The sequence below is a fragment of the Paraburkholderia gardini genome (genome assembly GCF_907164545.1).
In the GTDB taxonomy this organism is placed as follows: domain Bacteria; phylum Pseudomonadota; class Gammaproteobacteria; order Burkholderiales; family Burkholderiaceae; genus Paraburkholderia; species Paraburkholderia gardini.
Window position 1 is genome coordinate 72,336 of sequence record NZ_CAJQZB010000003.1, and the last position, 19,870, is coordinate 92,205.

Annotated in this window: 38 protein-coding genes; 31 read left to right on the forward strand and 7 right to left on the reverse strand. The window is 56.8% G+C overall.

The window, feature by feature from the left end; translation table 11 throughout:
* From LPA37_RS03755 to LPA37_RS03770, 4 genes are all read right to left on the reverse strand, one after another.
* Positions 1 to 186 (reverse strand): hypothetical protein, encoded by a 186-nt coding sequence (locus LPA37_RS03755; protein ID WP_229011575.1) that lies wholly within the window; start codon positions 184 to 186, stop codon positions 1 to 3.
* Entirely contained in the window at positions 183 to 602 is a 420-nt protein-coding gene (locus LPA37_RS03760; RefSeq protein ID WP_229011577.1) for a hypothetical protein, read from the reverse strand. Before LPA37_RS03760 ends, LPA37_RS03755 begins: the two co-directional genes overlap by 4 nt.
* Positions 569 to 1,078: an AP2/ERF family transcription factor gene (locus LPA37_RS03765; protein ID WP_229011579.1), complete on the reverse strand. Its 510-nt coding sequence runs from the start codon at positions 1,076 to 1,078 to the stop codon at positions 569 to 571. Before LPA37_RS03765 ends, LPA37_RS03760 begins: the two co-directional genes overlap by 34 nt.
* 85 nt (positions 1,079 to 1,163) lie before the next feature.
* Positions 1,164 to 1,508: a transcriptional regulator gene (locus LPA37_RS03770; RefSeq protein WP_229011581.1), complete on the reverse strand. Its 345-nt coding sequence runs from the start codon at positions 1,506 to 1,508 to the stop codon at positions 1,164 to 1,166.
* 95 nt (positions 1,509 to 1,603) lie between these two features.
* Here LPA37_RS03770 and LPA37_RS03775 point away from each other — a divergent pair, with 95 nt between their 5' ends.
* From LPA37_RS03775 to LPA37_RS03790, 4 genes are read left to right on the forward strand one after another with little or no spacing between them, the layout of a single operon-like run.
* Positions 1,604 to 2,431, forward strand: a complete 828-nt coding sequence (locus LPA37_RS03775) for a S24 family peptidase (RefSeq protein WP_229011583.1) — start codon at positions 1,604 to 1,606, stop codon at positions 2,429 to 2,431.
* On the forward strand, positions 2,431 to 2,763 hold the full coding sequence (locus LPA37_RS03780; protein ID WP_229011584.1) for a hypothetical protein: 333 nt from the start codon (positions 2,431 to 2,433) through the stop codon (positions 2,761 to 2,763). The genes LPA37_RS03775 and LPA37_RS03780 overlap by 1 nt, the downstream gene beginning before the upstream one ends.
* A gap of 28 nt (positions 2,764 to 2,791) precedes the next feature.
* Positions 2,792 to 3,037 (forward strand): hypothetical protein, encoded by a 246-nt coding sequence (locus LPA37_RS03785; protein WP_229011586.1) that lies wholly within the window; start codon positions 2,792 to 2,794, stop codon positions 3,035 to 3,037.
* Entirely contained in the window at positions 3,030 to 3,422 is a 393-nt protein-coding gene (locus LPA37_RS03790) for a hypothetical protein (protein ID WP_229011587.1), read from the forward strand. The genes LPA37_RS03785 and LPA37_RS03790 overlap by 8 nt, the downstream gene beginning before the upstream one ends.
* 100 nt (positions 3,423 to 3,522) lie before the next feature.
* On the opposite strand, the gene LPA37_RS03795 is transcribed toward LPA37_RS03790, so the two are convergent.
* Complete coding sequence (locus LPA37_RS03795; protein WP_229011589.1) at positions 3,523 to 3,720, reverse strand: hypothetical protein; 198 nt, start codon at positions 3,718 to 3,720, stop codon at positions 3,523 to 3,525.
* A 210-nt stretch (positions 3,721 to 3,930) separates the two neighbouring features.
* Here LPA37_RS03795 and LPA37_RS03800 point away from each other — a divergent pair, with 210 nt between their 5' ends.
* From LPA37_RS03800 to LPA37_RS03925, 27 genes are all read left to right on the forward strand, one after another.
* The gene (locus LPA37_RS03800; protein WP_229011591.1) at positions 3,931 to 4,167 is read left to right on the forward strand and encodes a hypothetical protein; all 237 of its coding nucleotides are present in this window, start codon (positions 3,931 to 3,933) and stop codon (positions 4,165 to 4,167) included.
* Between the two features lie 1,953 nt (positions 4,168 to 6,120).
* Positions 6,121 to 6,699: a pentapeptide repeat-containing protein gene (locus LPA37_RS03805; RefSeq protein ID WP_229011592.1), complete on the forward strand. Its 579-nt coding sequence runs from the start codon at positions 6,121 to 6,123 to the stop codon at positions 6,697 to 6,699.
* Positions 6,700 to 6,762: 63 nt separating this feature from the next.
* Entirely contained in the window at positions 6,763 to 6,897 is a 135-nt protein-coding gene (locus tag LPA37_RS27685; RefSeq protein WP_267478086.1) for a hypothetical protein, read from the forward strand.
* Between the two features lie 5 nt (positions 6,898 to 6,902).
* A complete protein-coding gene (locus LPA37_RS03810) occupies positions 6,903 to 7,118 on the forward strand; it encodes a hypothetical protein (protein WP_229011594.1) in 216 nt (71 codons plus the stop codon).
* A 9-nt stretch (positions 7,119 to 7,127) separates the two neighbouring features.
* A complete protein-coding gene (locus tag LPA37_RS03815) occupies positions 7,128 to 7,466 on the forward strand; it encodes a hypothetical protein (RefSeq protein ID WP_229011595.1) in 339 nt (112 codons plus the stop codon).
* A gap of 114 nt (positions 7,467 to 7,580) precedes the next feature.
* Positions 7,581 to 7,823: an acyl carrier protein gene (gene acpP / locus LPA37_RS03820; protein WP_229011596.1), complete on the forward strand. Its 243-nt coding sequence runs from the start codon at positions 7,581 to 7,583 to the stop codon at positions 7,821 to 7,823.
* Positions 7,824 to 8,076: 253 nt separating this feature from the next.
* The gene (locus tag LPA37_RS03825; protein ID WP_229011597.1) at positions 8,077 to 8,343 is read left to right on the forward strand and encodes a hypothetical protein; all 267 of its coding nucleotides are present in this window, start codon (positions 8,077 to 8,079) and stop codon (positions 8,341 to 8,343) included.
* The gene (locus LPA37_RS03830; protein WP_229011599.1) at positions 8,340 to 8,558 is read left to right on the forward strand and encodes a hypothetical protein; all 219 of its coding nucleotides are present in this window, start codon (positions 8,340 to 8,342) and stop codon (positions 8,556 to 8,558) included. The genes LPA37_RS03825 and LPA37_RS03830 overlap by 4 nt, the downstream gene beginning before the upstream one ends.
* Complete coding sequence (locus tag LPA37_RS03835) at positions 8,555 to 8,773, forward strand: hypothetical protein (protein ID WP_229011601.1); 219 nt, start codon at positions 8,555 to 8,557, stop codon at positions 8,771 to 8,773. The genes LPA37_RS03830 and LPA37_RS03835 overlap by 4 nt, the downstream gene beginning before the upstream one ends.
* A gap of 184 nt (positions 8,774 to 8,957) precedes the next feature.
* Positions 8,958 to 9,251, forward strand: a complete 294-nt coding sequence (locus tag LPA37_RS03840; protein ID WP_229011603.1) for a hypothetical protein — start codon at positions 8,958 to 8,960, stop codon at positions 9,249 to 9,251.
* Positions 9,248 to 10,483 (forward strand): coiled-coil domain-containing protein, encoded by a 1,236-nt coding sequence (locus LPA37_RS03845; protein ID WP_229011605.1) that lies wholly within the window; start codon positions 9,248 to 9,250, stop codon positions 10,481 to 10,483. The genes LPA37_RS03840 and LPA37_RS03845 overlap by 4 nt, the downstream gene beginning before the upstream one ends.
* 42 nt (positions 10,484 to 10,525) lie before the next feature.
* Positions 10,526 to 11,338 carry a recombinase family protein gene (gene bet, locus LPA37_RS27790; RefSeq protein WP_456093784.1) on the forward strand — a complete coding sequence of 271 codons (813 nt, stop codon included), beginning with the start codon at positions 10,526 to 10,528 and terminating at the stop codon, positions 11,336 to 11,338.
* Positions 11,331 to 12,038 carry a lambda exonuclease family protein gene (locus tag LPA37_RS03855; RefSeq protein ID WP_229011607.1) on the forward strand — a complete coding sequence of 236 codons (708 nt, stop codon included), beginning with the start codon at positions 11,331 to 11,333 and terminating at the stop codon, positions 12,036 to 12,038. Before bet ends, LPA37_RS03855 begins: the two co-directional genes overlap by 8 nt.
* A 57-nt stretch (positions 12,039 to 12,095) precedes the next feature.
* A complete protein-coding gene (locus LPA37_RS03860; RefSeq protein WP_229011609.1) occupies positions 12,096 to 12,845 on the forward strand; it encodes a hypothetical protein in 750 nt (249 codons plus the stop codon).
* Positions 12,846 to 12,895: 50 nt separating this feature from the next.
* The gene (locus LPA37_RS03865) at positions 12,896 to 13,504 is read left to right on the forward strand and encodes a hypothetical protein (RefSeq protein WP_229011611.1); all 609 of its coding nucleotides are present in this window, start codon (positions 12,896 to 12,898) and stop codon (positions 13,502 to 13,504) included.
* The gene (locus tag LPA37_RS03870) at positions 13,501 to 13,731 is read left to right on the forward strand and encodes a hypothetical protein (RefSeq protein WP_229011613.1); all 231 of its coding nucleotides are present in this window, start codon (positions 13,501 to 13,503) and stop codon (positions 13,729 to 13,731) included. Before LPA37_RS03865 ends, LPA37_RS03870 begins: the two co-directional genes overlap by 4 nt.
* Positions 13,732 to 13,762: 31 nt before the next feature.
* Positions 13,763 to 14,869: a hypothetical protein gene (locus LPA37_RS03875; RefSeq protein WP_229011615.1), complete on the forward strand. Its 1,107-nt coding sequence runs from the start codon at positions 13,763 to 13,765 to the stop codon at positions 14,867 to 14,869.
* A complete protein-coding gene (locus LPA37_RS03880) occupies positions 14,862 to 15,194 on the forward strand; it encodes a hypothetical protein (protein ID WP_229011617.1) in 333 nt (110 codons plus the stop codon). The genes LPA37_RS03875 and LPA37_RS03880 overlap by 8 nt, the downstream gene beginning before the upstream one ends.
* Positions 15,187 to 15,453, forward strand: coding sequence for a hypothetical protein (locus LPA37_RS03885; RefSeq protein ID WP_229011619.1), 267 nt, complete (start codon positions 15,187 to 15,189; stop codon positions 15,451 to 15,453). The genes LPA37_RS03880 and LPA37_RS03885 overlap by 8 nt, the downstream gene beginning before the upstream one ends.
* A complete protein-coding gene (locus LPA37_RS03890) occupies positions 15,453 to 15,713 on the forward strand; it encodes a hypothetical protein (RefSeq protein ID WP_229011620.1) in 261 nt (86 codons plus the stop codon). The genes LPA37_RS03885 and LPA37_RS03890 overlap by 1 nt, the downstream gene beginning before the upstream one ends.
* A complete protein-coding gene (locus tag LPA37_RS03895) occupies positions 15,710 to 16,195 on the forward strand; it encodes a hypothetical protein (RefSeq protein ID WP_229011622.1) in 486 nt (161 codons plus the stop codon). Before LPA37_RS03890 ends, LPA37_RS03895 begins: the two co-directional genes overlap by 4 nt.
* A 154-nt stretch (positions 16,196 to 16,349) precedes the next feature.
* Positions 16,350 to 16,634, forward strand: a complete 285-nt coding sequence (locus tag LPA37_RS03900) for a hypothetical protein (RefSeq protein ID WP_229011624.1) — start codon at positions 16,350 to 16,352, stop codon at positions 16,632 to 16,634.
* A complete protein-coding gene (locus LPA37_RS03905) occupies positions 16,631 to 16,894 on the forward strand; it encodes a hypothetical protein (RefSeq protein ID WP_229011625.1) in 264 nt (87 codons plus the stop codon). Before LPA37_RS03900 ends, LPA37_RS03905 begins: the two co-directional genes overlap by 4 nt.
* Complete coding sequence (locus tag LPA37_RS03910; RefSeq protein WP_229011627.1) at positions 16,891 to 17,085, forward strand: DUF551 domain-containing protein; 195 nt, start codon at positions 16,891 to 16,893, stop codon at positions 17,083 to 17,085. The genes LPA37_RS03905 and LPA37_RS03910 overlap by 4 nt, the downstream gene beginning before the upstream one ends.
* Before the next feature lies 1 nt (position 17,086).
* Positions 17,087 to 17,389, forward strand: coding sequence for a hypothetical protein (locus LPA37_RS03915; protein ID WP_229011629.1), 303 nt, complete (start codon positions 17,087 to 17,089; stop codon positions 17,387 to 17,389).
* On the forward strand, positions 17,370 to 17,567 hold the full coding sequence (locus LPA37_RS03920; RefSeq protein WP_229011631.1) for an excisionase: 198 nt from the start codon (positions 17,370 to 17,372) through the stop codon (positions 17,565 to 17,567). The genes LPA37_RS03915 and LPA37_RS03920 overlap by 20 nt, the downstream gene beginning before the upstream one ends.
* A 1-nt stretch (position 17,568) precedes the next feature.
* The gene (locus LPA37_RS03925; protein ID WP_267478087.1) at positions 17,569 to 18,648 is read left to right on the forward strand and encodes a tyrosine-type recombinase/integrase; all 1,080 of its coding nucleotides are present in this window, start codon (positions 17,569 to 17,571) and stop codon (positions 18,646 to 18,648) included.
* A 49-nt stretch (positions 18,649 to 18,697) separates the two neighbouring features.
* On the opposite strand, the gene LPA37_RS03930 is transcribed toward LPA37_RS03925, so the two are convergent.
* Together LPA37_RS03930 and LPA37_RS03935 are read right to left on the reverse strand one after the other, a co-directional pair.
* Positions 18,698 to 18,940, reverse strand: coding sequence for a hypothetical protein (locus LPA37_RS03930; protein ID WP_407672475.1), 243 nt, complete (start codon positions 18,938 to 18,940; stop codon positions 18,698 to 18,700).
* A 168-nt stretch (positions 18,941 to 19,108) separates the two neighbouring features.
* The gene (locus LPA37_RS03935; protein ID WP_229011635.1) at positions 19,109 to 19,858 is read right to left on the reverse strand and encodes a CDP-diacylglycerol diphosphatase; all 750 of its coding nucleotides are present in this window, start codon (positions 19,856 to 19,858) and stop codon (positions 19,109 to 19,111) included.
* Between the last annotated feature and the right edge of the window lie 12 nt (positions 19,859 to 19,870).

Genomic DNA, 19,870 nt, shown 5'->3' on the forward strand with positions numbered 1-19,870 from the left:
TCAGTGCCCCGAAAAAACGACGAGCAAAGCGAGGATCGGCATTGCGCAAAGACCGATCAGACACATCCCCACAAACACCGGATGCGTGATGACCTGATCCACCATGGAGCGTGCAGGGAGGGATACTTCGTGGGCGTGGCGAAGACGTTGCATTTCGGTTGTGACGCCGGTGTCGGGGAGGGTCATGCTGCGCTCCTGATATCGCGAAATAGACGGCGTTCTACGGCGCGTTCTGAGCGTTCGCGTTCAAGTTCTTCCTTGAGCAGCCTGTTCTCGCGCTCAAGTTCAGTTTCCTGGCGACGAAGACTGTAGAGGTCATAGCCTCGGCTCTGAACCAGCCAAAGCATCGGGGCCTCATTTCCAGCCAAGTCCATCAATGCGCAAAGCTTATCGACAGGAAAGTGAGCCTCTCCGCGATGCATGCGACTCCAGTGGCCGGCGTCAATGTCGAGCGCTGAATAAATTTCCTTGTCCGCTTCGAAGCCCCCGAGTGAAATGCACAACTTGATCGCAGCCAGAAACGATGGTTGTTGCGTGATCAAGCGCCCGTCGATATCTTGCGGGGGCCTTACAAGGTCAAGAGGAATCTGTTTAGTGGCCACGATTTGAAATCCAGATTGAAATTGAGTCGCGCAAGATTGCCGTAGACATTTACTGCCAATTTGTCGTGAGCTAGAGCTGCTGCGATTTCGCTTACGAAAAAGCCGCCATAGTGATCACCAACGCGCGCGATAAAACCATTTCCCTGTTTAAAGACGCCCCGATACTTTTTCCCGCTTTTGAAGTCTCGGTTATGTGCGTTCTGTGCGTATGTGGCAGCGGCGATGTTCCTGCGTGAATTATTCAGGCCATTACCGTCCTCGTGATCCACGATAGGAGTCGAACTTTCATGCAACCCTAAAATTAGGCGATGCATGTACAGGCGTTTTGTGCGGCCCTCGACCGATCGATCACATACGGCGTAATGTGTATTCTTAAAGCGATATGCGCGCCATCTGTACTGATCGAGCAACGGAACATCTGCCGCGTCAACAGTCACTGTGAAGCCGTTTTCAAGAGGGTAGTCAACGAGTTGCATTTTTTAAGACTTCCTTTGACGGTCCAATTTAGGGTCAAATTTAGGGGTACTAAGACCCCATGAGAAAACCTTGAAACCTGAACCGTTATGCAGCTACTGCTTTGTTTTCCTTGAGCCCGCGATCGCTGTAACCGCCTGTCGATGGCTGGGCGTCGTCCATGCCTTTCATGCGTTCGACCTCAGCGCCATCCAATTCCGGCCAAAGCAGCCACCAGTCATCAGGACGGAGATCCTTTCTGGTGATCGCGCCATCTGTCGCCAGTTCGAGCGCGACACAGTTTTCCGGGCTCGGAGCACGGTCGCCATAGGCGTGCTGCCATTGACGCAATTGCGCATTACTCTTAATGGCATAACCGAGAGAGCGCATACGGAGACGAAGCTCGGTAACACTGAGTGCGTCAGGCAAAGCAAGGTATTGGTCGAGTGTCATGGCTTCATATCAGTAGCGAACGGTCTTAGTATAGAAGCCATCGCTACGCTATGCAAGCATCAATCGCTACGCGTAGCGCATGCTACGCTCATACCATGAATGAAATAGAATTAGCGCGCCTGCGCGTTGACCTTTTGCAGGCTGCCATCAGTAAGGTCACTGGCACTCCCGAGAAGCCAGAGGGAAACCAGACGGAATTTGGCCGTCTCTTGAAATACAAGGACGGCGCCTTTGTTCGTCAGATGATTTCCGGTACAAAGCCCGTTACTGAAAAAACGATACGAAAGATAGAAGCATTGCCTGACATGGCCGGATGGTTCACTGGACACGCGGCATTGGCGAGCGCCGGAGCGCCGTTCGCTACTGAGCACAAAAAAGGTGCAAACGATACTTCGATTAGGAGCGAAAGGTCCGCAGTCCTTGCACGATTGCTGCCCGACGGAAGCGGTAACTTAGTCACATGGGACAACCCGGAAGACCTTGATCCCGACAGCGATCGGGTATGGATCGACCGCTATGACTATCGTTACTCAGCGGGGAACGGCGTGATTCAATGGGAAGTTAGACAGAAAAAAGCGCTGCCGTTTGATATCGGCTTTTTCAAGGCGCTCGGCGTGAGGCCCCAAGATTGCAAGTTGGCGCAGGTTCATGGCCGCAGCATGGAGCCCTATTTGTTCAATCGCGACATGATGATGATTTGCACGGCAAATAATCGGGTTAAGGATGGCCTGATTTATGCCGTGACGTTCGAAGATGAACCCTTGGTTAAACAGATTTTCAAGGAACCGGAAGGGGCTCTCCGTCTACATTCCTACAATCCAGAGTTTCCGGATAAGATCATCGCCGCAGATCAGCTCGAGGGATTGCAGGTCGCGGGCGAAGTCGTATATCGGTCGGGATCGGGCCTCGCTGGGGGAAATTAATGAATATCAAGCCGATCATCTTGCTTCTAGCGTGCAGCATCGCATCTCCCGCCTTTGCAACGACGCCGGACCAGATGACAACATGTTCGCTCAAGGCGGAACTCTATGCGTCTGCGGCAAAAATGCGTGACGAGAACCAAACACCGCAAGATGCGGCCAAGTTTCTTGGCGCGTACAAAGGTAAGTACATTTCTGCCGACGACTTCAAGAATGTGATCAACACAGTCTATTTCGACGACCGTTTTGCGAATGCTGGCGGCTTTGCGCTACAGAAACAGATGCTGGATTACTGTCTGAACGGCCCTCCTCCAGCATTGCAACCATTGGAGTAATGATCGAGCACCGGAAGTACAACCATTGATGAAAAAAGACATTGAAAACGAAATCAACAAGATGCGGGAAGACATTGAAAACATGTTTGCTGCATATGGCGTAATGCATGATGGTGTGAAGAAGATCGCAGAGGATATCGCGCTGCGACTCAGGAATCGCCGGGATGAAGACCTAACCGAACATGAGAAGGAACTCATCAATATCGCGAGAAACCTGATTGATCTTCTTATGACAGCTCGAGCAGGTATCGAAAAAGCTGCCAAACATGACTGAAGCACAAGAACTGTTAGACCGGATCGCCAAAACACCGCCGCCGCCGAGGCCACCTGTAATTGACAGGAACAGCAGCAATGGTGATGATGGCGGCATGGAAGAGCGCCTAAAAGCCTTGGAGCATACTGTGGCCGTCATCGAAGCGAAATTACCCGATCTTGCGACGAATGATGGGGTCGATGCGCGCCTGTCAAAAACGGAAACGAAGATCATCGTCTGGGTTGTGGGTGCCGTCATTGCGACGGGCCTAGCAGGTAAGTTCATTTTCCCGGCTAACACTCCCGCAGTTGCCCCAACTCCTGCGCCAATAATTATTCAGGTGCCCGCCGTTCCTCAAGCCACAGCCCCTGCAATCGGCAGCCCGGCGGCCAAGTCGACCAAATAATAATGTCTCCGGCGCGAGCCGGCTTGAGTCTGGCGCACTAAGGTGCGGCAGCGGCCCCACTAGGGGCGTCGAACTAAGCCCAGTCCCGCGCTGGGCTTTTTCACATCTGGCGCACCCTGAACACGTCTGGGTAGCTCAGTCTCACCAGCCGCGCGCCGGCATTCACCAGCACTTCCATCTCCCGGTCACTGAGCATCCGCTCCAACTCGGCCAGCAAATCCGCATATCTCTCGATCGGTGCCCACGTTCCTTGCGAGCTCGCCTCGGTCATCTTCAGCAATACCTCTTCTCGCGTCATGGCGGCCTCCTGGTGATGTTGTCAGTTTAGATGATCTATCGACTGCAGGCGGTCATTTGCGCTCGTAGCGATAGCACCTATCGGCCCATCCTCTCAGTAGGAAAATGCAATCGACGTCAGTAGCGAACGCTACTTGCAATATTCAGTAGCGACGGCTACTATTTCACTCAGGCAACCACCCAACCCCACACCCCACTACTGGAGACCGAGATGAGCAAGAAGCACGAGAAACGTACCCGCGCCGAAATCCTTGCCAAACGTCAGCAGCCGATTCAGGAAGTTCGCGTTCATCGCGAGATTCGCACGCCGCAAGGTCCGCTTCTGGTTCCGCAGTCGACATCGAGCGAGAAGCTGCGTGCCGCATTCGATGCTTCGAAATACATGCCGCACTTCGGCGCCAAGCAGCAAGCCAAGTTGCAAAAGGTAGCGCTGAAGCTCGCCGCCTAAAGGTCGAAACCGCTTCGGCGGTCTACGGGTTAGGCCCGTACTGACGAGATCGTCAGGCAGCAAGCACAGGCGCACGGCGCGTCCTGGTAGGGCAAGTTCTTTGGTCACTGTTATAGCGCACGACACGTAAGGCCGGAACATCGGAGATATCTGTCGAGCCGTTGTCGTCATGGTCGACACGAGATACAGAACAACGAACCATCCCCCGCAAGGGGCGCGAACCAAGGAAAGGCTACCGATCGCGAAATAATCGGGGCAACCGAGGCAGTCATCGGAACAGGATTCGGGTGGCTGTTGCGGAGTAGGACGGACCCTGGCCGGAGCCAGCATCGCTGGGTGTAGCCGGATGGGTCCGAAGGCAGTTTTTACGAGAGGGCATGCACTCCCAACAAAGTGCAATTGCGCGAAACCACTGCACCGGTCGTTCTGCATATGCGACGGCGGAGGCGGTGACGCTAGCTGACGAAACACACTCCCTGATAGTGCTGTGCCTTCTCCTAAGAATTGTCCTCCCCGAGCGCGAAAGCGCGTGGACGTCCTGCTAATCGGGTAAGGCAGGAACTGAAGGTGCGACCAGAAATAGAGGCGAACGACGTACGTCTAGCACGCACTTAGCTCCGTCCGACTTGCGCCCGTAAGGCGCTCCTCAACCCCTGAGCGCCTGAAGTAAGGGCGGCTTGCGCACGGAAGTCCTCACCCGAAAGTGCGCGGGCGGTTTCTTGGTGAGGCCCTCGCTGGGTTATGCGATGACAGGCCGGAAAAGGACGGTCCACCTGACGCCAATGATGAGCGCGTCCCCGGACGAGAGTAACCGGGACTTTCAGGCGTGGCGATTGGCGGGTAATGCCGCGAGGAATTGACGGGCTCATAACCCAAACCAGTTCCTGCTGCCAACAGTCGCCACACCTGAATGCTGCAATTCAAAGAATGCTGACGCGAAGTACGGAGACGAACGCAAGTACGGTGAATCACAGTAGGCGCCCCGTACGCCGAACCGAGAAGAACCCGAACCCCGACCATGTACCCGAACCGCTGAATGCATGCCATGCGGGCTCTAAGCGCTGACACCCCGGAAAGACGGGGACTTTCAGGCGTGGCGATTGGCCCGGTAAGAGTCCGGCTAAGAAGCGAAGCGTGTCGCGCACACGTGCCACCAGTCGCCACGACCTGAGAGTTGCTTTTTGCGGTACGTACCGGCGTGATCCGGCTTAGAGGGCGAATCCCGACCCGCCGAACGTTCGGGGAAATTGCTGAGAGAGGTTGCCATGAAGAAGTGACCAACGCAGTGACCTAAGGCGAAGTTAGCCCGTAGAAGCGAAACGAAATTCGCATGGGAACACACTTGCCCGATGGTTGAGGAGCATCCCTCCCTCGCTAACCAGATGACGGCGCCATAGAGAACACGAGGTCGCAGCACACTGCCGGGCCTGACGATCCGGATGCACACCCATAGCGTGTCGAGTGGTTCGCGTAACGGACTGCAGTATTGAAGCGAGAGTACTGAACTCCCTGCATGGCCGACCATCGCCGTGGCGATCCGCGAGACCACGTTCTCGCGCAGTAACTACGGCTCAAGGCCCCCTGCATAGCGCCAGTGCTCTCGCTTGAATGCTGAACAGCAGTTTGGGAAGGTGTAGCTCAGATACCGAATGGGGTTGCCTGACGAGGCGGCCCGTGTAGGCGAGGGGATGCAGGGACGAAAGGGAATGATCGCGCCTAGCTAGCGTGGATGACCCCGGTAATCCCGTAATCGCTTCGAGAGAGCACTATCCACGCGGGTAGAGGTCGCACACTGCCACCTTCCCAAACTGCTGAATTCCTCGCCCAGCGGATAGCCGGGCAATCCAGCCGTAAGGCATAGCGATATGGGATGGGGTCCGCTAGACCCTTTCATTGAATAACTTGGGGCGTTGCCTTTTGCGACGCTGTTAGGACTACAAACAGGAGAGAAGAATGAACATCCAGATTCTGAACCGCTGGACACTGCGCGTCATCTTTGAATGCGAGGCTGATTCGATGAAGGCCGCAGTCGAACTGGCTTGCAAGCAGGGCGTTAGTCTGAGTGACAGCGACCTGAGTGACAGCAACCTGAGTGGCAGCGACCTGCGTGGCAGCAACCTGCGTGGCAGCGACCTGAGTGGCAGCGACCTGCGTGGCAGCAACCTGAGTGGCAGCGACCTGCGTGGCAGCAACCTGAGTGGCAGCGACCTGAGTGGTGTCCCAAAAATCCCAAATATCCATCAAACGATCTACGCCGCTGCATCCCAGCCGCAAGCACTGGACATGTCAACGTGGCATGGCGATAGCGCGTGCGGAACCACCCACTGTCGCGCTGGCTGGGTCGTCGCATTGGCAGGCGATGGTGGCAAAGCCCTCGAACGGGCAATGGGAACGCCAACCGCCGCAACCCTGATTTATCTCGCAAGTGATCCGGCTCGATGGAATAACGAACGTCTTCCGGATTTCTATTGCGGAAATAACGAAGCGCTTAAGGACATGAAACGCATGGCGGAAGAGGAAGGCGCGGCCTGACCACTGTTTTTTACGCGCTGAATTCTACCGGCGAGATCACCGAAGCAGATTAGGAGACCCATCATGACCACATCCCACTACATCACCAAAATCGTCTTCCGTGGCCTTCTCGGCTCCGGAGGGTACTACGTTGCGCAGAGTTACGGCCTGATGTATGGCCGCAGATTTGTGCCGCTTAAAGATGTTGTCTGGGCATAGATGCTATGCGCGACTTCGGATCATGGTTCGGCGAGCAGGGTAGCGAGCCGAAAGAGGTTGACGGCAGCGCGTGGTTTGAATGCCGCCGTTGCGGGAAGAGCGAAACCGTGGGCCTGAAAGCTTACGAAAACGGCGATACCGGCTGGTATGTCGGGGAAGAAGTAGAGGCCGACGAGACTTATCACGGCGTCTGTGGCGGCTCTCAATTCTGTCTGCCATGAGGAGAGGAAATGAAACCGTTTGACCTTGAACGCGCACTTGCTGGCGATCTGATCCGCATTGCACCTGGCTACGGTTCGTCGGAATGGCAGCCGTGCCACTTTATTGGCGTGTCGCTAGACGGCCATCCGGTTGTAGAGCCTAAGTCCCGACTTGGATATCCGGTTGTTGTGACGAACCGCGACCATCTGTGCATGGCGCCCCTCAAGCGCACGGTTTACGTCACCTTGCACCGGCAACGCAACGGCATTCTCCACGCATTTGCATTTTACGACGCGTCAGAGGCAAGCACGAGGGCTGGCAACTCGAGCAACTGCCTCGGCACTTTCCCTATCGAAATCGAGGACTGACATGGACACCAAACTCTACTGGATCGCTGCGGTATCGCTAATTCTTGCGGCCGCGATCGCATGGACTTGCGGCAAACAGAGTGATGAAGCAGATAAACGAGCGGGAGTGAAGTGATGCAAACGGATATCGAAGAACGGGTGAAAAAGGAAGTTTCCTTCTGGGCGTCATGCGAGCCGGACGCCATCAAGAACACAGACAGTTTCCTCAATGATTTCGGGTTCGACTCCCTGGATGCTGTCGAATTCATCATGGCAATCGAAGATGAGTTCGGCATCGAAATCAGCGACGAAGACGCCGCGAAAATCGCTACGGTACAGCAGGCGATTGATTACGTGATGGCGAATGTGAAGGCCTGATTCCCCGAAGCCAGCGCGGCTAAAGAGCGTCAAGTCAGGTGGGAAGCCTGGCGCCCTGAGCGGATCGTTCTGTACGGCGTGGAGCTTCGAGCTATGAAGCGCCGAGTTGGTATCTGGGGACGCATTCGCGCATATGCACTGCGCGCCCAGTACTGGCGTAGCGGACAACGACACTCCGGTGAGAATCCTCAGTTGCAGAGCGATCCGCTCAGGGCAATACCTAATACAAATAGCACTCCTACAGGAGAACGTTGTGGGCAAATTTGCGAATCAATCCAACTGGGAGCAGTTCAAGCCACTGGCGAACGCTCCCGAGTATTACGAAGAGCCAGAGCCGCCAGTCATTCTTGATGACGACGAGCTTGCGCAACTAGGCAGCGAAGCCTACTGGACCCGACTCGACGCGACCGCCGACGAACTGGCTGAGGCGCGGAGGGGGTATGCGAGACCTGTGTGCCGTGTTTCGCTGTGGGATGAGGCGCCCATTCGTTCTGTGTTTTCGCACGTAGGCGTGAGATGAAAATTATCCAACTCGCCGTAGCCCTGAACGATCAGGGCGAAGAAAGCCTGTACGCATTGACCGATGCCAATATGACTTTCAAATGGAGATGGGCCGTACCGCCTCGCAAGACTGCGGACGGTTTTGTCGACGGGTGGACAGAAGGATGGCTGTTGATGGGCGATCAGTTTTCGGAACTGGTCAAGCATCCGGACGATACGGGAGGGACGCCGTGAGCGCCAATTGGGAAATCGTTGATTCGTCGGATGCCGACTATACGGTATCCATTAGCGCCGAAGCACGAAGACGCTACGCGGAAGACGGCTTGCGTCGCGCGGATAACGACAATGCGCTGCTCAAGGCGACCGCCAGGGCGCACGAGATTCTGGCTGGTGCTGCGTGCGGTGGACTCGTCGTGGCGTTCGTGTGGGCCATTTTCAGGGGTCTGTAATGAGACAGCTTTTCGCGTTGCGCAAGTCGCTCAGAGAGTACGGGGCGCATTTCAATCCGGAGCAACGTCGGTCGTGGCTTGCTCAACGGGCCAGGTTGACGCTTAAGGTCAACATCGGCGGCGGATACGTTCCGCCTAGCGTCGCACGGCAGTTTGTTCAGATGGATTCAATAAGGGGAGCAGCGTGAATCAGCAGGAAATCGAGATGCGATTAGGCAACCTTCGTACCGATCAAGGAAAACTTAACAAGGAAATCGAGGCGCTTGAAAAACAACTCGCGGAAATCAAATCACCGTTCGTTGTCGGCGAAAAGATCGAATTCCGATATGGGCGTGGACGCATTCAGGGTGTTGTGATTGGAGTTTTTCCCCGTTACGGAAATTACATGCTGGTCGCACAGCGTCTCAAGAAAGATGGTTCGCTTGGTGCGACTGTATCTGTTTTCACGTATGACAAGCCAGAAAAGGTGGCGGCATGACCGAATCCAAAGAACTAACCGTGGTCGAGCGCGCTGCAATTGCGCTTGGTGCCGACGAGGGCGAAAAGCAGTTGATCGCCCTGGCGCAGAAGTACACAGACATAACGGACATCAAGAATCCTGCTGGCCGCACGCAATGCCACGCGGCGGCGATGGAACTGGGCAACGCACGCATCAACGTGGACAAGACCGGCAAAGCTGCCCGCGAGGATGCCAACGCGTTCCAGAAGGCGGTGATTGCTGAAGTGGCGCGGCGTGTTGCGATCGTCAAACCGGAAGAGGATCGGTTGCTTTCGATCCGCGACGATTACGACGCCGAAGTCGCCCGGGAGAAAGCCGCCAAGCTCGCTGCCGAGCAACAGCGTGTCGCCGCGATCCGTCAGAAGATCGACGCCATGCGCAACCGGCCGGCAGAGATGGTCGGCATGCCGTCCGACGAAATCGGAGAGATTGCCGATGTCCTGTCTGAAACCGTAATCGACCTTGCGACCTATATGGAATTCGCTGGTGAGTGCCAGGTCGAGCGCGATCACGCCGTCAAGAAGCTCCGCGAGATGCAGGCGACCCAGCAAGCCGTCGAACAGGCCGTCGCCGAAGCCGCCCGTCACGCTGAGGCAGATCGCATTGAACGCGAACGAGTGGCCGAAGCGAACAGAGTCGAAGCGAAACGGCTTGCCGATCTTGCCGCCGAGTTGGAGCGCCAGGCTAAAGAGGCCCGCGACAAACAGGCCGAAGCCGATCGACTCGCGCGGGAACAACGGGAAGCCGCCGACCGTGAGGCACAGACCGCGCGAGAAGAGGCCGACCGCATTGCAGCAGCAAAGTTGGCTGAGCGACAAGCCGAGATGGACCGCCAACAGGCGGCCATTGACGCAGCCAAAGCAGAGCAGGAACGCATTGCGCGAGAGGCACAGGAGGCCGCTGAAGCCGAAGCCGCGCGCATCGCCCAGGCCGAAGCAGACCGGATTTTTGCCGAACAGGAGCGCGTTGCGGCAGAGCAGGCGGCGGAAGCGGCGCGTGTTGAGGGCGAGAGGCGTGCGGCATTGGCGGAGCAGGCGCGTCGCGAACACACCAATTTCATCATCAACGGCCCGGGCGATGCCGAACTTGTCAAGGTCATTGCCGAGCATTACGACGTCGAGCTTGGCGACGCGATGGAATGGTTCAAAAAATTCGACTACGTTGCAGCAGATGAGCATTTTGCCGCCGCGAATGTCAAGCGAGCAGCATAACCAACCCTCAACGCCTGGCAGAGTCTCAGGCACGGAGAAATCATGGCTAACAACATCGTAGCAAGCAGTATGACAACCTCGCTCGCGTCGAAACTGGCGCAGCGTTTCGGCATGGATGCCAACCCGGAAGTGCTGGACATCCTGAAGAGTACCTGTTTCAAGGGGCAGGTAAGCGACGCCCAGATGTGTGCCCTTCTGGTGGTCGCCAACCAGTACGGCCTAAATCCCTTCACCAAGGAAATCTACGCCTTCCCTGACAAGAACAACGGGATTATCCCGGTGGTGGGCGTCGATGGATGGGCTCGGATCATCAACGAGAACGCCCAGTTCGACGGCATGGACTTTGTGCAGGACGACAAGGAATGCACCTGCATCATCTATCGAAAGGATCGCTCGCACCCGATCAAGGTCACTGAGTATCTGGAAGAGTGTAAGCGCGGCACCCAGCCATGGACATCGCATCCGAAGCGCATGTTGCGCCACAAGGCAATGATCCAGTGCGCCCGCCTGGCGTTCGGCTATGTCGGCATCTACGACCAGGATGAAGCGGAGCGGATTGTCGACATGGGGCCGGTCAGCGAGGTCAAGAAAACGCCGACGCAGACAGCCGAAGCGGCGCGACCTACTGCGGAGCGCACGGAGCGCCACGGCGTTCTGATTGGCGAACTGGAGTTCATTGCCAAGGAGGGCGGCCAGGAGGCGCTAGCGAAGGCGTGGGCCGGCGGTGTTCTGCCGAACGGCGACAAGTTGGAGGCCATCGACCGCAAGGCAATCGGAATTGACGAACTAAACCGCCTCAAGGCCATTGCTGGCGCGGAGGATGTTTCGGCAACGGAGGTAATCGAAAATGAGTGACGTGATTGAGCAAGGCACTGATGCATGGCGAGAACAGCGCGCCGGCAAAATTACTGCGTCATGCTTTGGTGACGCTATCGACATAGCCGAGGCCGAACCCGGTGCAGTCTACAAATCAGGGCCGCGCAAGGGTCAACCGAAGTTGCCGGAATCGTCAGCGGCGCGTAACACCTATATGCGCGTCGTGGCATTCGAGCGCACCTCCGGCGTTCCGAAGCATGAAATCGGCGCCAAGTCCCTGAACTGGGGCAAAGATATCGAATCGTTCGCACGCGAAGCGTACCAGGTCGAGACGGGAAATATCGTCGTTGAAAGCGGCTTTATCGTGCATCCGCAGTTCGATTTTATCGGCTGTAGTCCAGACGGACTTGTAGGCAAGCCAGGCGGTATCGAAATGAAGTGCCCGCTTGACGAACAGGTGCATATCAAGACGATTCTGGAGGGGATGCCGAAAGAGCACCTTCCGCAGGTTCAGGGCGGAATGCTTTGTACGGGCCGCGAGTGGTGGGATTTTGTTTCGTACGATCCGCGCCAGAAGGAAAGTCTTCGCCTCTACGTGCAGCGCATCTATCGCGATGAAGAGTACATCCGCAAGCTGCTCGTCGGCCTGCATCAGTTCAACGCCGAAGTCGAGGCCATGATTGCCACGCTCGAAAGACGGGCTTCGGGCGAAACCGTGCTTCGGCAACACGCCGCCTGAACCCATCACGCCCACCCACGGCATACCGTTTGGCGCTTAGCAGGCATCGGAAGAGAAATGAAAATCTGTTCAATTGAAGGATGTGCCGGGCCGCATTCTGCAAAAGGAATGTGTCCAGTGCATTATTCCCGCATGAAGAGGCGTGATGATCGCATAGCTCGCGATCACGGGACTGATTCCAATTCAAGAAAGATAAAGGGTAAATATCATCCAATAGAAAAAGGGCAGAGATTTGGCATTCTTACGGCTATTCAGAGTTTAGGAAAAAGGAACGAACGCGGCTTTTGGTTATTTCGATGCGATTGCGGAAACGAAATTGAAAAAGCATCAAAATCAGTCAAGGAATCTATAAATCCATCGTGCGGATGCCGACCAAGGTCTTCGACGCATGGACTGAGAGATAAATTTCAAGGATCAACCAGACGGAACGCAGCAGAGTATGAATCTTATAAATCTGCCATCCGCCGTTGCTACAGCCAAAAGTGCGCATCCTACGCTCGATACGGAGGGCGCGGCATAAAAATGTGTGAAAAATGGAAGGAATCATTTCTTTCGTTCTTGGCTGATATGGGAAAGAGGCCGCCAGGTACTTCTCTTGAACGACTCGACAATAACAAAAACTACGAGCCTGAAAATTGTGTTTGGGCGACCGCTAAACAGCAAACGCGAAATCGACGCGATACGGTAAAAATTCAATTTAATGAATCCATCATCCCCCTAGCGAGTGCCGCAGAATTGCTAGGGGTTTCATATGCAGTCGCCTATCGGTGGATGGTGAGCGGAGAACTAAAGCGGATCGACCAATAAACCTAACCCCATCCGAGCAGCGCGCGAAGCAATCGAACAAGTGAGGATGTATGACACAGAAGACTGAAGACGTAGAGGTGACCGAAGAAGAAATCACCGCAGCGTGCACCGCCTATACGCGAGCAAGCGGCGTTCTGCGCGATGTGATCCGAGATGTGTTGATCGCGTCACGCAAGGCATCAGTTGTCGCCCCCACCGCCGAGCAGGCAGACGCAGTGCGGGTGGATGTCGGGCCCAACCTCGAAGGCCTGCGCGACAAGTTGCTGACGCCGCGCGTGGTTGAGCGTACGTCGGATGGCTGGCTCTACCACCCCGACTACCCGACATGCGACGAAGGCACGCGTGCTGACAAATTGCTTGAGGCGTTCGGCATTGAGCCGGCATTCGTGGCGATGGAATCGGATTACCCCGACTTTGCCGATCGCTGGCATGAAGAAGGACTATCCGATTGCTCCGAATGGTCGCCGACACCGCCCACTGGTGATGGCTGGGTGCTGCTTGAAATCTACGACACCGAAGATGGCCCTTACGCGATGTTTGGTCGGGATTGGTATGCCGCCGAGCAGGCGCGCAAGAAAGAACACACTCGCCGACTCAGTGAGGCAGTCCGCCGCGCTCGCATTTACCGTGCCGCTTCATCCACCGGGGACCGGGCATGAGCGAAATCAAATACGCCGTCGAACAGCGTCTGCGTTTGATCGATTTTTTAGTCGCGCATTACGGCACGCTTCGCCGCGAGGTCATCGTTGACTACTTCGGCATCTCGACGCCCCAGGCAAGTCTGGACATCAGGCAATACATGGAGTTGGCACCCTTGAACCTCGCCTACGACAAGCATTCGAAGTGCTACCGGCGCGCTGACGATTTCAAGAGGGTGTGGTCATGACCGTTCCACTGACAAACTCGGCGCAGGAGCAATGATGACAGATGAACAGATCGACACAACTGCATTGCGCGAGCACGCAGGGAAGGGCTGGGGAGATGACTGCTTGTTGCCGAAGGCCAGCGTCAATCGTATGGCCGACGAGTTGGACTCGCTCCGCGCCCTGCTATCCGCAAGCAACCCTGCCGCCCTGCCGTTCGAGACACTCAAAGCGCTGTGGAAGAACGGTAGCGACAATCGTGACTTGCTGGAAGGGTCGATGGCCCACGCGTTCGCCTTGCGCATATTCGCGGCACAGAACGCCGCAACCCCCGCCGCTCCCGCGCAACCCTGCGGTGAGGACGCCGCCAATGTGGCGATGTTATTGACGGCCGAACAAAAATCAGCTCTGTCCCAAGCTGCGGACGTAATGGGAGCGAACGGATTCCATTGGGTCGAAGATACTTTGAGAGACCTCATCGCAGGGGCCAATGGGGCGATAGGGGAGCGGGAAGCGTTCCTGACATGGTGGTGCGAAGATGTGCCCGAATACATGCGCGAGAAGTGGAAGGAAAGTGTTGACGAATGTCTGCGCGACAACCGCGCGACGGACAAGTTGGTTGGCGCATGGGACGGCTTCCAGTTCGGCCTTACTGTCGCCCGCGCCGCACTACCCGCCGAAAAGGTGGCGCAAGCGGAGCCGGTAGCGTGGCGCACCAAGGAGTTCGTGATGAGCCGCCTTCAAGAGGCAGCAAAAGAGCCGCCATCGAAAAGGAGCGTTGGGAATGCAGACCGCCTGGCTGGCGATATCTGGCGCACCGTTCTGCTTTCTGACTTGCAAGAAATTGTTCGTCATGCCGCCGCCCCGCAGTCAACACAATCCCCTGACGGCCGCGTCATCGACAAGGCGATGGTGAAGCGCTTGGCTGTACAGCATGGGTTGTTGCCAGCACAGACGGAGCGGGCGATGACTCTCGATGAGTATCACGAGGACTATGGCTTCGTGGTCTGGTGGGCCTGGCAAGACGGAGAGTGGCTTGGCGAGCCGGCATGGATAGGCGCGCCTAGCGATAGCGATTGGCCCGGCTATCACACGCACTGGACAAAGCACCCGGCTTTTCCCGCCGCCGCGCAGCCAGCAAGCGGAGGCGACCATGACTGAGCGCGAACAGTTCGAGACTTGGGCGAAAACATGCGGCTACAAGTTGGACAAGTTCACCGACAACAGCAGTCGTCAGTGGTATGTGGACAAGAAAACCGCTGCTGCGTTTGATGGCTGGCAAGCATCCCGCCGCGTGGCGCTGGAGGAATCCGCAAAGGCCTGCGACGAGATAGCTAGCGATTGCTGGAGTCTCTACAAGGGCCGAGCACCCTACACGGGCAGGGAACCGGGGCGCGCTGATCCCGGAGTGCAGGGCGAGTCCGACGGTGCAGACAAATGCGCCGTTGCTATCCGCAAACTCGCCACGGAGACAAATAATGGTTGAAGACCTGATTAATGCCCTTCGCCGTATCGCGAAGATCTCTTACGGCGCGACGATCGAAGAGGCGCGATCTGTCGGCAAGACACAGCGCGAGGCTGCCGATCTGATCGAGCAGCAGGCCGCCCGCATCGCCGTACTCGAACAAGAGCTTCGCAACATCGCTAACGCCGATACCGTTGCGTGGGACGACCCGAGCCAATTCGAGGCATGGGCCAAGAGTCGGGCGCGGCATACGTTGGCGCGGATAGATAAGGAGAAGTAATGGGACTCGAAATCTGCGAAGAGCGCTGCAATCAGTGCCTGTTCAGCGAGAACCGTATCGTCAGCAAGACGCGCATGGCGCAGATCGTCCGTGACTGCCGGCGCAACGATACGTACTTCCAGTGCCACAAGCACACTATAGCCGGCCGCGATGTGATGTGCCACGGTTACTACGAAACCCAGCCGCCAAGCCAGATGCAGTGCATTGCTGAGCGGTTGAATGCGATTGAGTTTGTGCCGACGCCGAAGGAGGGATTATGAGCAGAAGCGGATATAGCGACGATTACGACTGGCTGAACCTGTGGCGCGGCGCCGTCGAGCGCTCCATTCGTGGCAAGCGCGGTCAAACGGCGTTGCAGGAACTGGCTGCGGCACTGGACGCGATGACAGAAAAAACACTCGCCGCAGAATCTCTTGTGACCGAGGACGGCGAGTTCTGCACTTTGGGTGTGCTGGGTCAGGCACGTGGTCTCAACATGAAACCGCTAGACCCCGAAGACTGGGATGCAGTTGCGAAGGCATTCAACATGGCACCCGCCATGGTGCGCGAAATCGTCTACGAGAACGATGAGGTGCTGGACGATTACAAATGGGTCGATGTCGAGATTTACGGCCCCGTTCGTCCTTACGAGCGTCACATTAGATCGGTGCGCATCGCCATTCCGGAGGAAGTGCTTGGCCCGCAACGCTGGCAACGCATGCGCCAGTGGGTCGAGTCGAATCTGGTCAAGGAAGCGAAATGATTCCAGAAACATGCAGTCATGGCATTCCCTGGCACGCCGACTGCCCGCAGTGCGCCCTCGTCTCTGCAAAAGAGGCGGTTCGGCACTGGGGACCGCTAGTAGACGAAAGTCGCCGGCTGATCGAAGAAATGGAACAGACAACTGAGGGGCAGACGTGAGCAAGAAAACCAATGTCGCGCACGAGAACGTGAGCAAGCTTGCGTCGCTCGGAATCGCCGCGATGGAGTATGAGGTAGCCAGACGTTCAGCCTACGTAGAGCTTAAAGCTGTTCGCGATGCTCGCAAAGAGTGGAACATCGAAAATGGTCACGAAGAAGATTTGCCGCCCGAGGCGAAGCAACAGTATTCGGTGGCAGCCAAACGCCGGAAGAACGCACGCGAACGCCTGCAACGAATGATCTCGCGCTATCGGGATTGGCTGGATGGGGTGAATTCATGACCCTACCCACCAAACCCTGCGACCTCCCATGCCCCAAATGTGGCAGCGCAGACATCATGCGTAGTTTCTGGGCCAAGGGCGATCGCCGACAGGCGAAGGAATACAACCAGCTGATGAGCAACTACGTTACCGTCAGTTGCTGGAACGCCTACGCCACGAAGGATCATATCGTCCATCACTGCCGCTGCTGTCAATACGAATGGCATACGTTGCCGATGGTGGCTGTGAAGGTAGGGAAACGTGCGGAGGTGGAATCGTGAGCGACTGGCAACCAATCGAGACTGCGCCTGCTGAAGGCCAATTTCTCGTCTATATGCCCGATGAGAAGCGGCAACCTATTCAGGTCGCCAGGTGGCATCCGAATGTGAAGATTATAGGCGGCGCCTTTGCATTTGATTTGCCGCCGCCGACGCATTGGATGCCGTTGCCCGAACCACCGACAGGGACCTGACATGGAACGACGCGAAGTCATCGACCTGTTCGGCGAAACGGTCGTGCTTGAGATCAGCGAGTCGAAATCTGCGCGCAAGCCGACGAGGCCGAATGGGTATGCGGCACCACCGGGAACGGGGCCAGCGGGCGAACGATGTGGCACATGCGAACACGCGGCGCGGGTGAGCGGTAACACGGCAGGCACCTACAGAAAGTGCCTGCTCATGAAACCGAACTGGACGGCCGGACCCGGCTCCGACATTTTGTTTCGGTCGCCGGCTTGTCGGCATTGGGAGAAGGAACTTGAAAATCAGACTGAATGACTGGCTCAAATCCCAGTTCGACCCGGCTCCGGCGATCCGGACCGCACGCTTGTGGATCAAGGCAGGCAAGATTTATCCGCCACCGCAGAAAGTCGGGCGCGCCTACTACGTCGAGCAAAACGCAGTTTTTAACGACGGAACGCCTCGCCAACGCCTCGCCAATCGAATTCCACAGTGATATGGCAGCTCGACCGAGAATAAGAAGGCGGGCTAACTGGCCCGCAAATATGCATGAGCCGCGTCCTGCTTACTACACATGGCGCGATCCGCGCGACGGGAAGGTTTACATTCTGGGCCGCATCCCACTCGCGCAAGCCATTTACGAGGCGCAAGAAGCCAATGTAGTCGTCAGCGAATCGAAGGTGACCCGCTCGCTTGCCGAACGTCTGGCGGGCGAGCATAAGACCGTTTCCGACCTGATTGGCAAGATGCCGACTGAAGGATTTAAGGCATCCACGACGTCAGCGAGAAAATACTATGACGAAGCGATCACAAAGGCATTCGGCACGAAGGAATGCAAAGCGCTGACCGTCAAAGATATTTCTGACCTGATCGAGCCGATCAAGGATCGTGGGAAGTTGCGCTGGGCTCAGGCAATTCGAAGCCGACTCGTACAAATATGCGCAAAAGGTGTTGCGCTTGGCTGGATGGAAAAAAACGTTGCCGAGATCACTGAGCGCATGAAGGTGAAGGTCACGCGCCAACGGCTTTCGCTGGACGAGTTCAATCTCATTCTGGAAAAGGCGCCGCAAGTGGCTGAATGGTTGCCGAACGCCATGTTGCTCGCGCTGGTATCGGGTCAGGACAGGTCGACCATCGCCCGATGGGAGAAGGCGGCTGTTGTGGATGGCGTAGCGATTGTGCGCCGCTCGAAGACCGAGATCCGGATTGCGATTCCGTTGGCGCTTCGGATGGATGTAATCGGATTGTCATTGGCCGACGTGATCGGTCGATGCAATGGAACGGGCGTGGAGAGCAAGTATCTGATTCACCACCACCAGAAGTTCGCCAATTCGTTCAAGGGCCAGCACGTGAAGATCGGCAGCGTATCGCAGGCGTTCGCAGATGCGCGCGAGTTGGCCGGGATCATCGGAGCCAATGCGCCGACCTTCCACGAAATCCGTAGCCTTGCCAAGAGGCTGTACGTCGATCAGGGCAATGTGGACACGAAGGCGTTGCTAGGACACCTGAGCGATCAGACCGCAAATCTGTACGCAAACTCGCGCGGACTGGAGCCCGTGAAGGTCAAAATAACGTAGCATGGAACGTGTTCGTTTTGTCACAAGCTTTGAACAAATTTTCCACGCGCTACGCCACGACTGGCTTTGCGGGCAACGGGCCGTGTTGAAGGGACATGTACCACGCGCTGAGGAAGGCGAGAAGAACCGCGGCAACCGGCACACCGAGTGCGCGAACGTGAACCGCGACACCGAACCAGGATGCGTAAATCGTCGCGATCACCACCCACGTCGGCCATTCGGTGCGCCACGTCAGCGTGGTGGCGAGGTGGGCCAGGGTACGGCGCTGGGTGTCGTCGAGATAGTTCGCCACAGGCTGGTCCGCATCGTTACGAAAGGCTGCTGATACTGCGCGACGCGGTTAGACGGCACGCCCATTGAAGCCGATCGTAAAGGCCCATGTCGAATGACAGAACCAATTTCTCGCGGAAAGCATGTGCTGAAAAACGGAAAAGCCTGTTTCAACGGAATGAAGCGCGTGTCAGCTCTTCCGTGCGAGTTTGCACGCGTGGTCCATCAGCGGTTCCGCCGAGCCGCTGCCGTCGCCGAGATCCAGGCTGCTGTTGACGATCAGCCATCCGTCGCTTGCCGCGGAAGGGCCCGCGCCGGTCACGAGGATCGTCTGCGACGCCATCGTCGTATCGTCCGGAAGATTACGCGCGACGACCCTGAACGGATCGTCGGTCCCGGCAATCGAGGCGACGCGCATGATGCGGTAGCGGTTTCCGTCGATCGTCTCCCAATGCCATTTGCCCGGCGCGTTGCGACGATATCGCGCGAGCACATCGATCACGTCTTTGCGCAGGCAGTCGATATGGATGTGCAGTTGCGACTGCGTACGGCGATACGGGGAGTTGATTTCCAGCCCGAGTTGCTCGTCGCCGAGTTCCTGTTTGACGGCCTTTTGAACGTACGTGCGGGCGTTCCACGCGTCGGACCAGTACGGCCTCGCATCGTCAGCGATGACTTGCGGGCTTTCGATGCCAGTCACGCGATCGGTTGGAATCAGCAGGTACTGCGATGAACCGTTGATGTCCTTGAGAATAGCGTAATGCGCCTGCAGGTCGACGCGAGTGCAGAAACCGGGTGTTCCGGATGATTGCATCGACATCACGCACTGGCCGTCGACGATGCGCCACAGCGCGTTCGAATCAGCCGCGGCGAGCGTCGCGCAGCCACTGCCGGTGGCGGCTAGCACGACGCTGATGAAAGTGCAGAGCGCGAAACGCATGGGGCGTCGGTT

Coding starts and splice junctions, on each gene's coding strand:
- LPA37_RS03785 (WP_229011586.1), top strand. CDS start 2,792: ATGAAAAAAGACATTGAAAACGAAATCAACAAGATGCGGGAAGACATT.
- LPA37_RS03860 (WP_229011609.1), top strand. CDS start 12,096: ATGAAAATCTGTTCAATTGAAGGATGTGCCGGGCCGCATTCTGCAAAA.
- LPA37_RS03895 (WP_229011622.1), top strand. CDS start 15,710: ATGAGCAGAAGCGGATATAGCGACGATTACGACTGGCTGAACCTGTGG.
- LPA37_RS03925 (WP_267478087.1), top strand. CDS start 17,569: ATGGCAGCTCGACCGAGAATAAGAAGGCGGGCTAACTGGCCCGCAAAT.
- acpP (WP_229011596.1), top strand. CDS start 7,581: ATGCAAACGGATATCGAAGAACGGGTGAAAAAGGAAGTTTCCTTCTGG.
- LPA37_RS03810 (WP_229011594.1), top strand. CDS start 6,903: ATGCGCGACTTCGGATCATGGTTCGGCGAGCAGGGTAGCGAGCCGAAA.
- LPA37_RS03775 (WP_229011583.1), top strand. CDS start 1,604: ATGAATGAAATAGAATTAGCGCGCCTGCGCGTTGACCTTTTGCAGGCT.
- LPA37_RS03765 (WP_229011579.1), bottom strand. CDS start 1,078: ATGCAACTCGTTGACTACCCTCTTGAAAACGGCTTCACAGTGACTGTT.
- LPA37_RS03800 (WP_229011591.1), top strand. CDS start 3,931: ATGAGCAAGAAGCACGAGAAACGTACCCGCGCCGAAATCCTTGCCAAA.
- LPA37_RS03935 (WP_229011635.1), bottom strand. CDS start 19,858: ATGCGTTTCGCGCTCTGCACTTTCATCAGCGTCGTGCTAGCCGCCACC.
- LPA37_RS03815 (WP_229011595.1), top strand. CDS start 7,128: ATGAAACCGTTTGACCTTGAACGCGCACTTGCTGGCGATCTGATCCGC.
- LPA37_RS03805 (WP_229011592.1), top strand. CDS start 6,121: ATGAACATCCAGATTCTGAACCGCTGGACACTGCGCGTCATCTTTGAA.
- LPA37_RS03755 (WP_229011575.1), bottom strand. CDS start 186: ATGACCCTCCCCGACACCGGCGTCACAACCGAAATGCAACGTCTTCGC.
- LPA37_RS03795 (WP_229011589.1), bottom strand. CDS start 3,720: ATGACGCGAGAAGAGGTATTGCTGAAGATGACCGAGGCGAGCTCGCAA.
- LPA37_RS03770 (WP_229011581.1), bottom strand. CDS start 1,508: ATGACACTCGACCAATACCTTGCTTTGCCTGACGCACTCAGTGTTACC.
- LPA37_RS27685 (WP_267478086.1), top strand. CDS start 6,763: ATGACCACATCCCACTACATCACCAAAATCGTCTTCCGTGGCCTTCTC.
- LPA37_RS03865 (WP_229011611.1), top strand. CDS start 12,896: ATGACACAGAAGACTGAAGACGTAGAGGTGACCGAAGAAGAAATCACC.
- LPA37_RS03830 (WP_229011599.1), top strand. CDS start 8,340: ATGAAAATTATCCAACTCGCCGTAGCCCTGAACGATCAGGGCGAAGAA.
- LPA37_RS03915 (WP_229011629.1), top strand. CDS start 17,087: ATGGAACGACGCGAAGTCATCGACCTGTTCGGCGAAACGGTCGTGCTT.
- bet (WP_456093784.1), top strand. CDS start 10,526: ATGGCTAACAACATCGTAGCAAGCAGTATGACAACCTCGCTCGCGTCG.
- LPA37_RS03890 (WP_229011620.1), top strand. CDS start 15,453: ATGGGACTCGAAATCTGCGAAGAGCGCTGCAATCAGTGCCTGTTCAGC.
- LPA37_RS03885 (WP_229011619.1), top strand. CDS start 15,187: ATGGTTGAAGACCTGATTAATGCCCTTCGCCGTATCGCGAAGATCTCT.
- LPA37_RS03855 (WP_229011607.1), top strand. CDS start 11,331: ATGAGTGACGTGATTGAGCAAGGCACTGATGCATGGCGAGAACAGCGC.
- LPA37_RS03845 (WP_229011605.1), top strand. CDS start 9,248: ATGACCGAATCCAAAGAACTAACCGTGGTCGAGCGCGCTGCAATTGCG.
- LPA37_RS03905 (WP_229011625.1), top strand. CDS start 16,631: ATGACCCTACCCACCAAACCCTGCGACCTCCCATGCCCCAAATGTGGC.
- LPA37_RS03880 (WP_229011617.1), top strand. CDS start 14,862: ATGACTGAGCGCGAACAGTTCGAGACTTGGGCGAAAACATGCGGCTAC.
- LPA37_RS03870 (WP_229011613.1), top strand. CDS start 13,501: ATGAGCGAAATCAAATACGCCGTCGAACAGCGTCTGCGTTTGATCGAT.
- LPA37_RS03780 (WP_229011584.1), top strand. CDS start 2,431: ATGAATATCAAGCCGATCATCTTGCTTCTAGCGTGCAGCATCGCATCT.
- LPA37_RS03875 (WP_229011615.1), top strand. CDS start 13,763: ATGATGACAGATGAACAGATCGACACAACTGCATTGCGCGAGCACGCA.
- LPA37_RS03790 (WP_229011587.1), top strand. CDS start 3,030: ATGACTGAAGCACAAGAACTGTTAGACCGGATCGCCAAAACACCGCCG.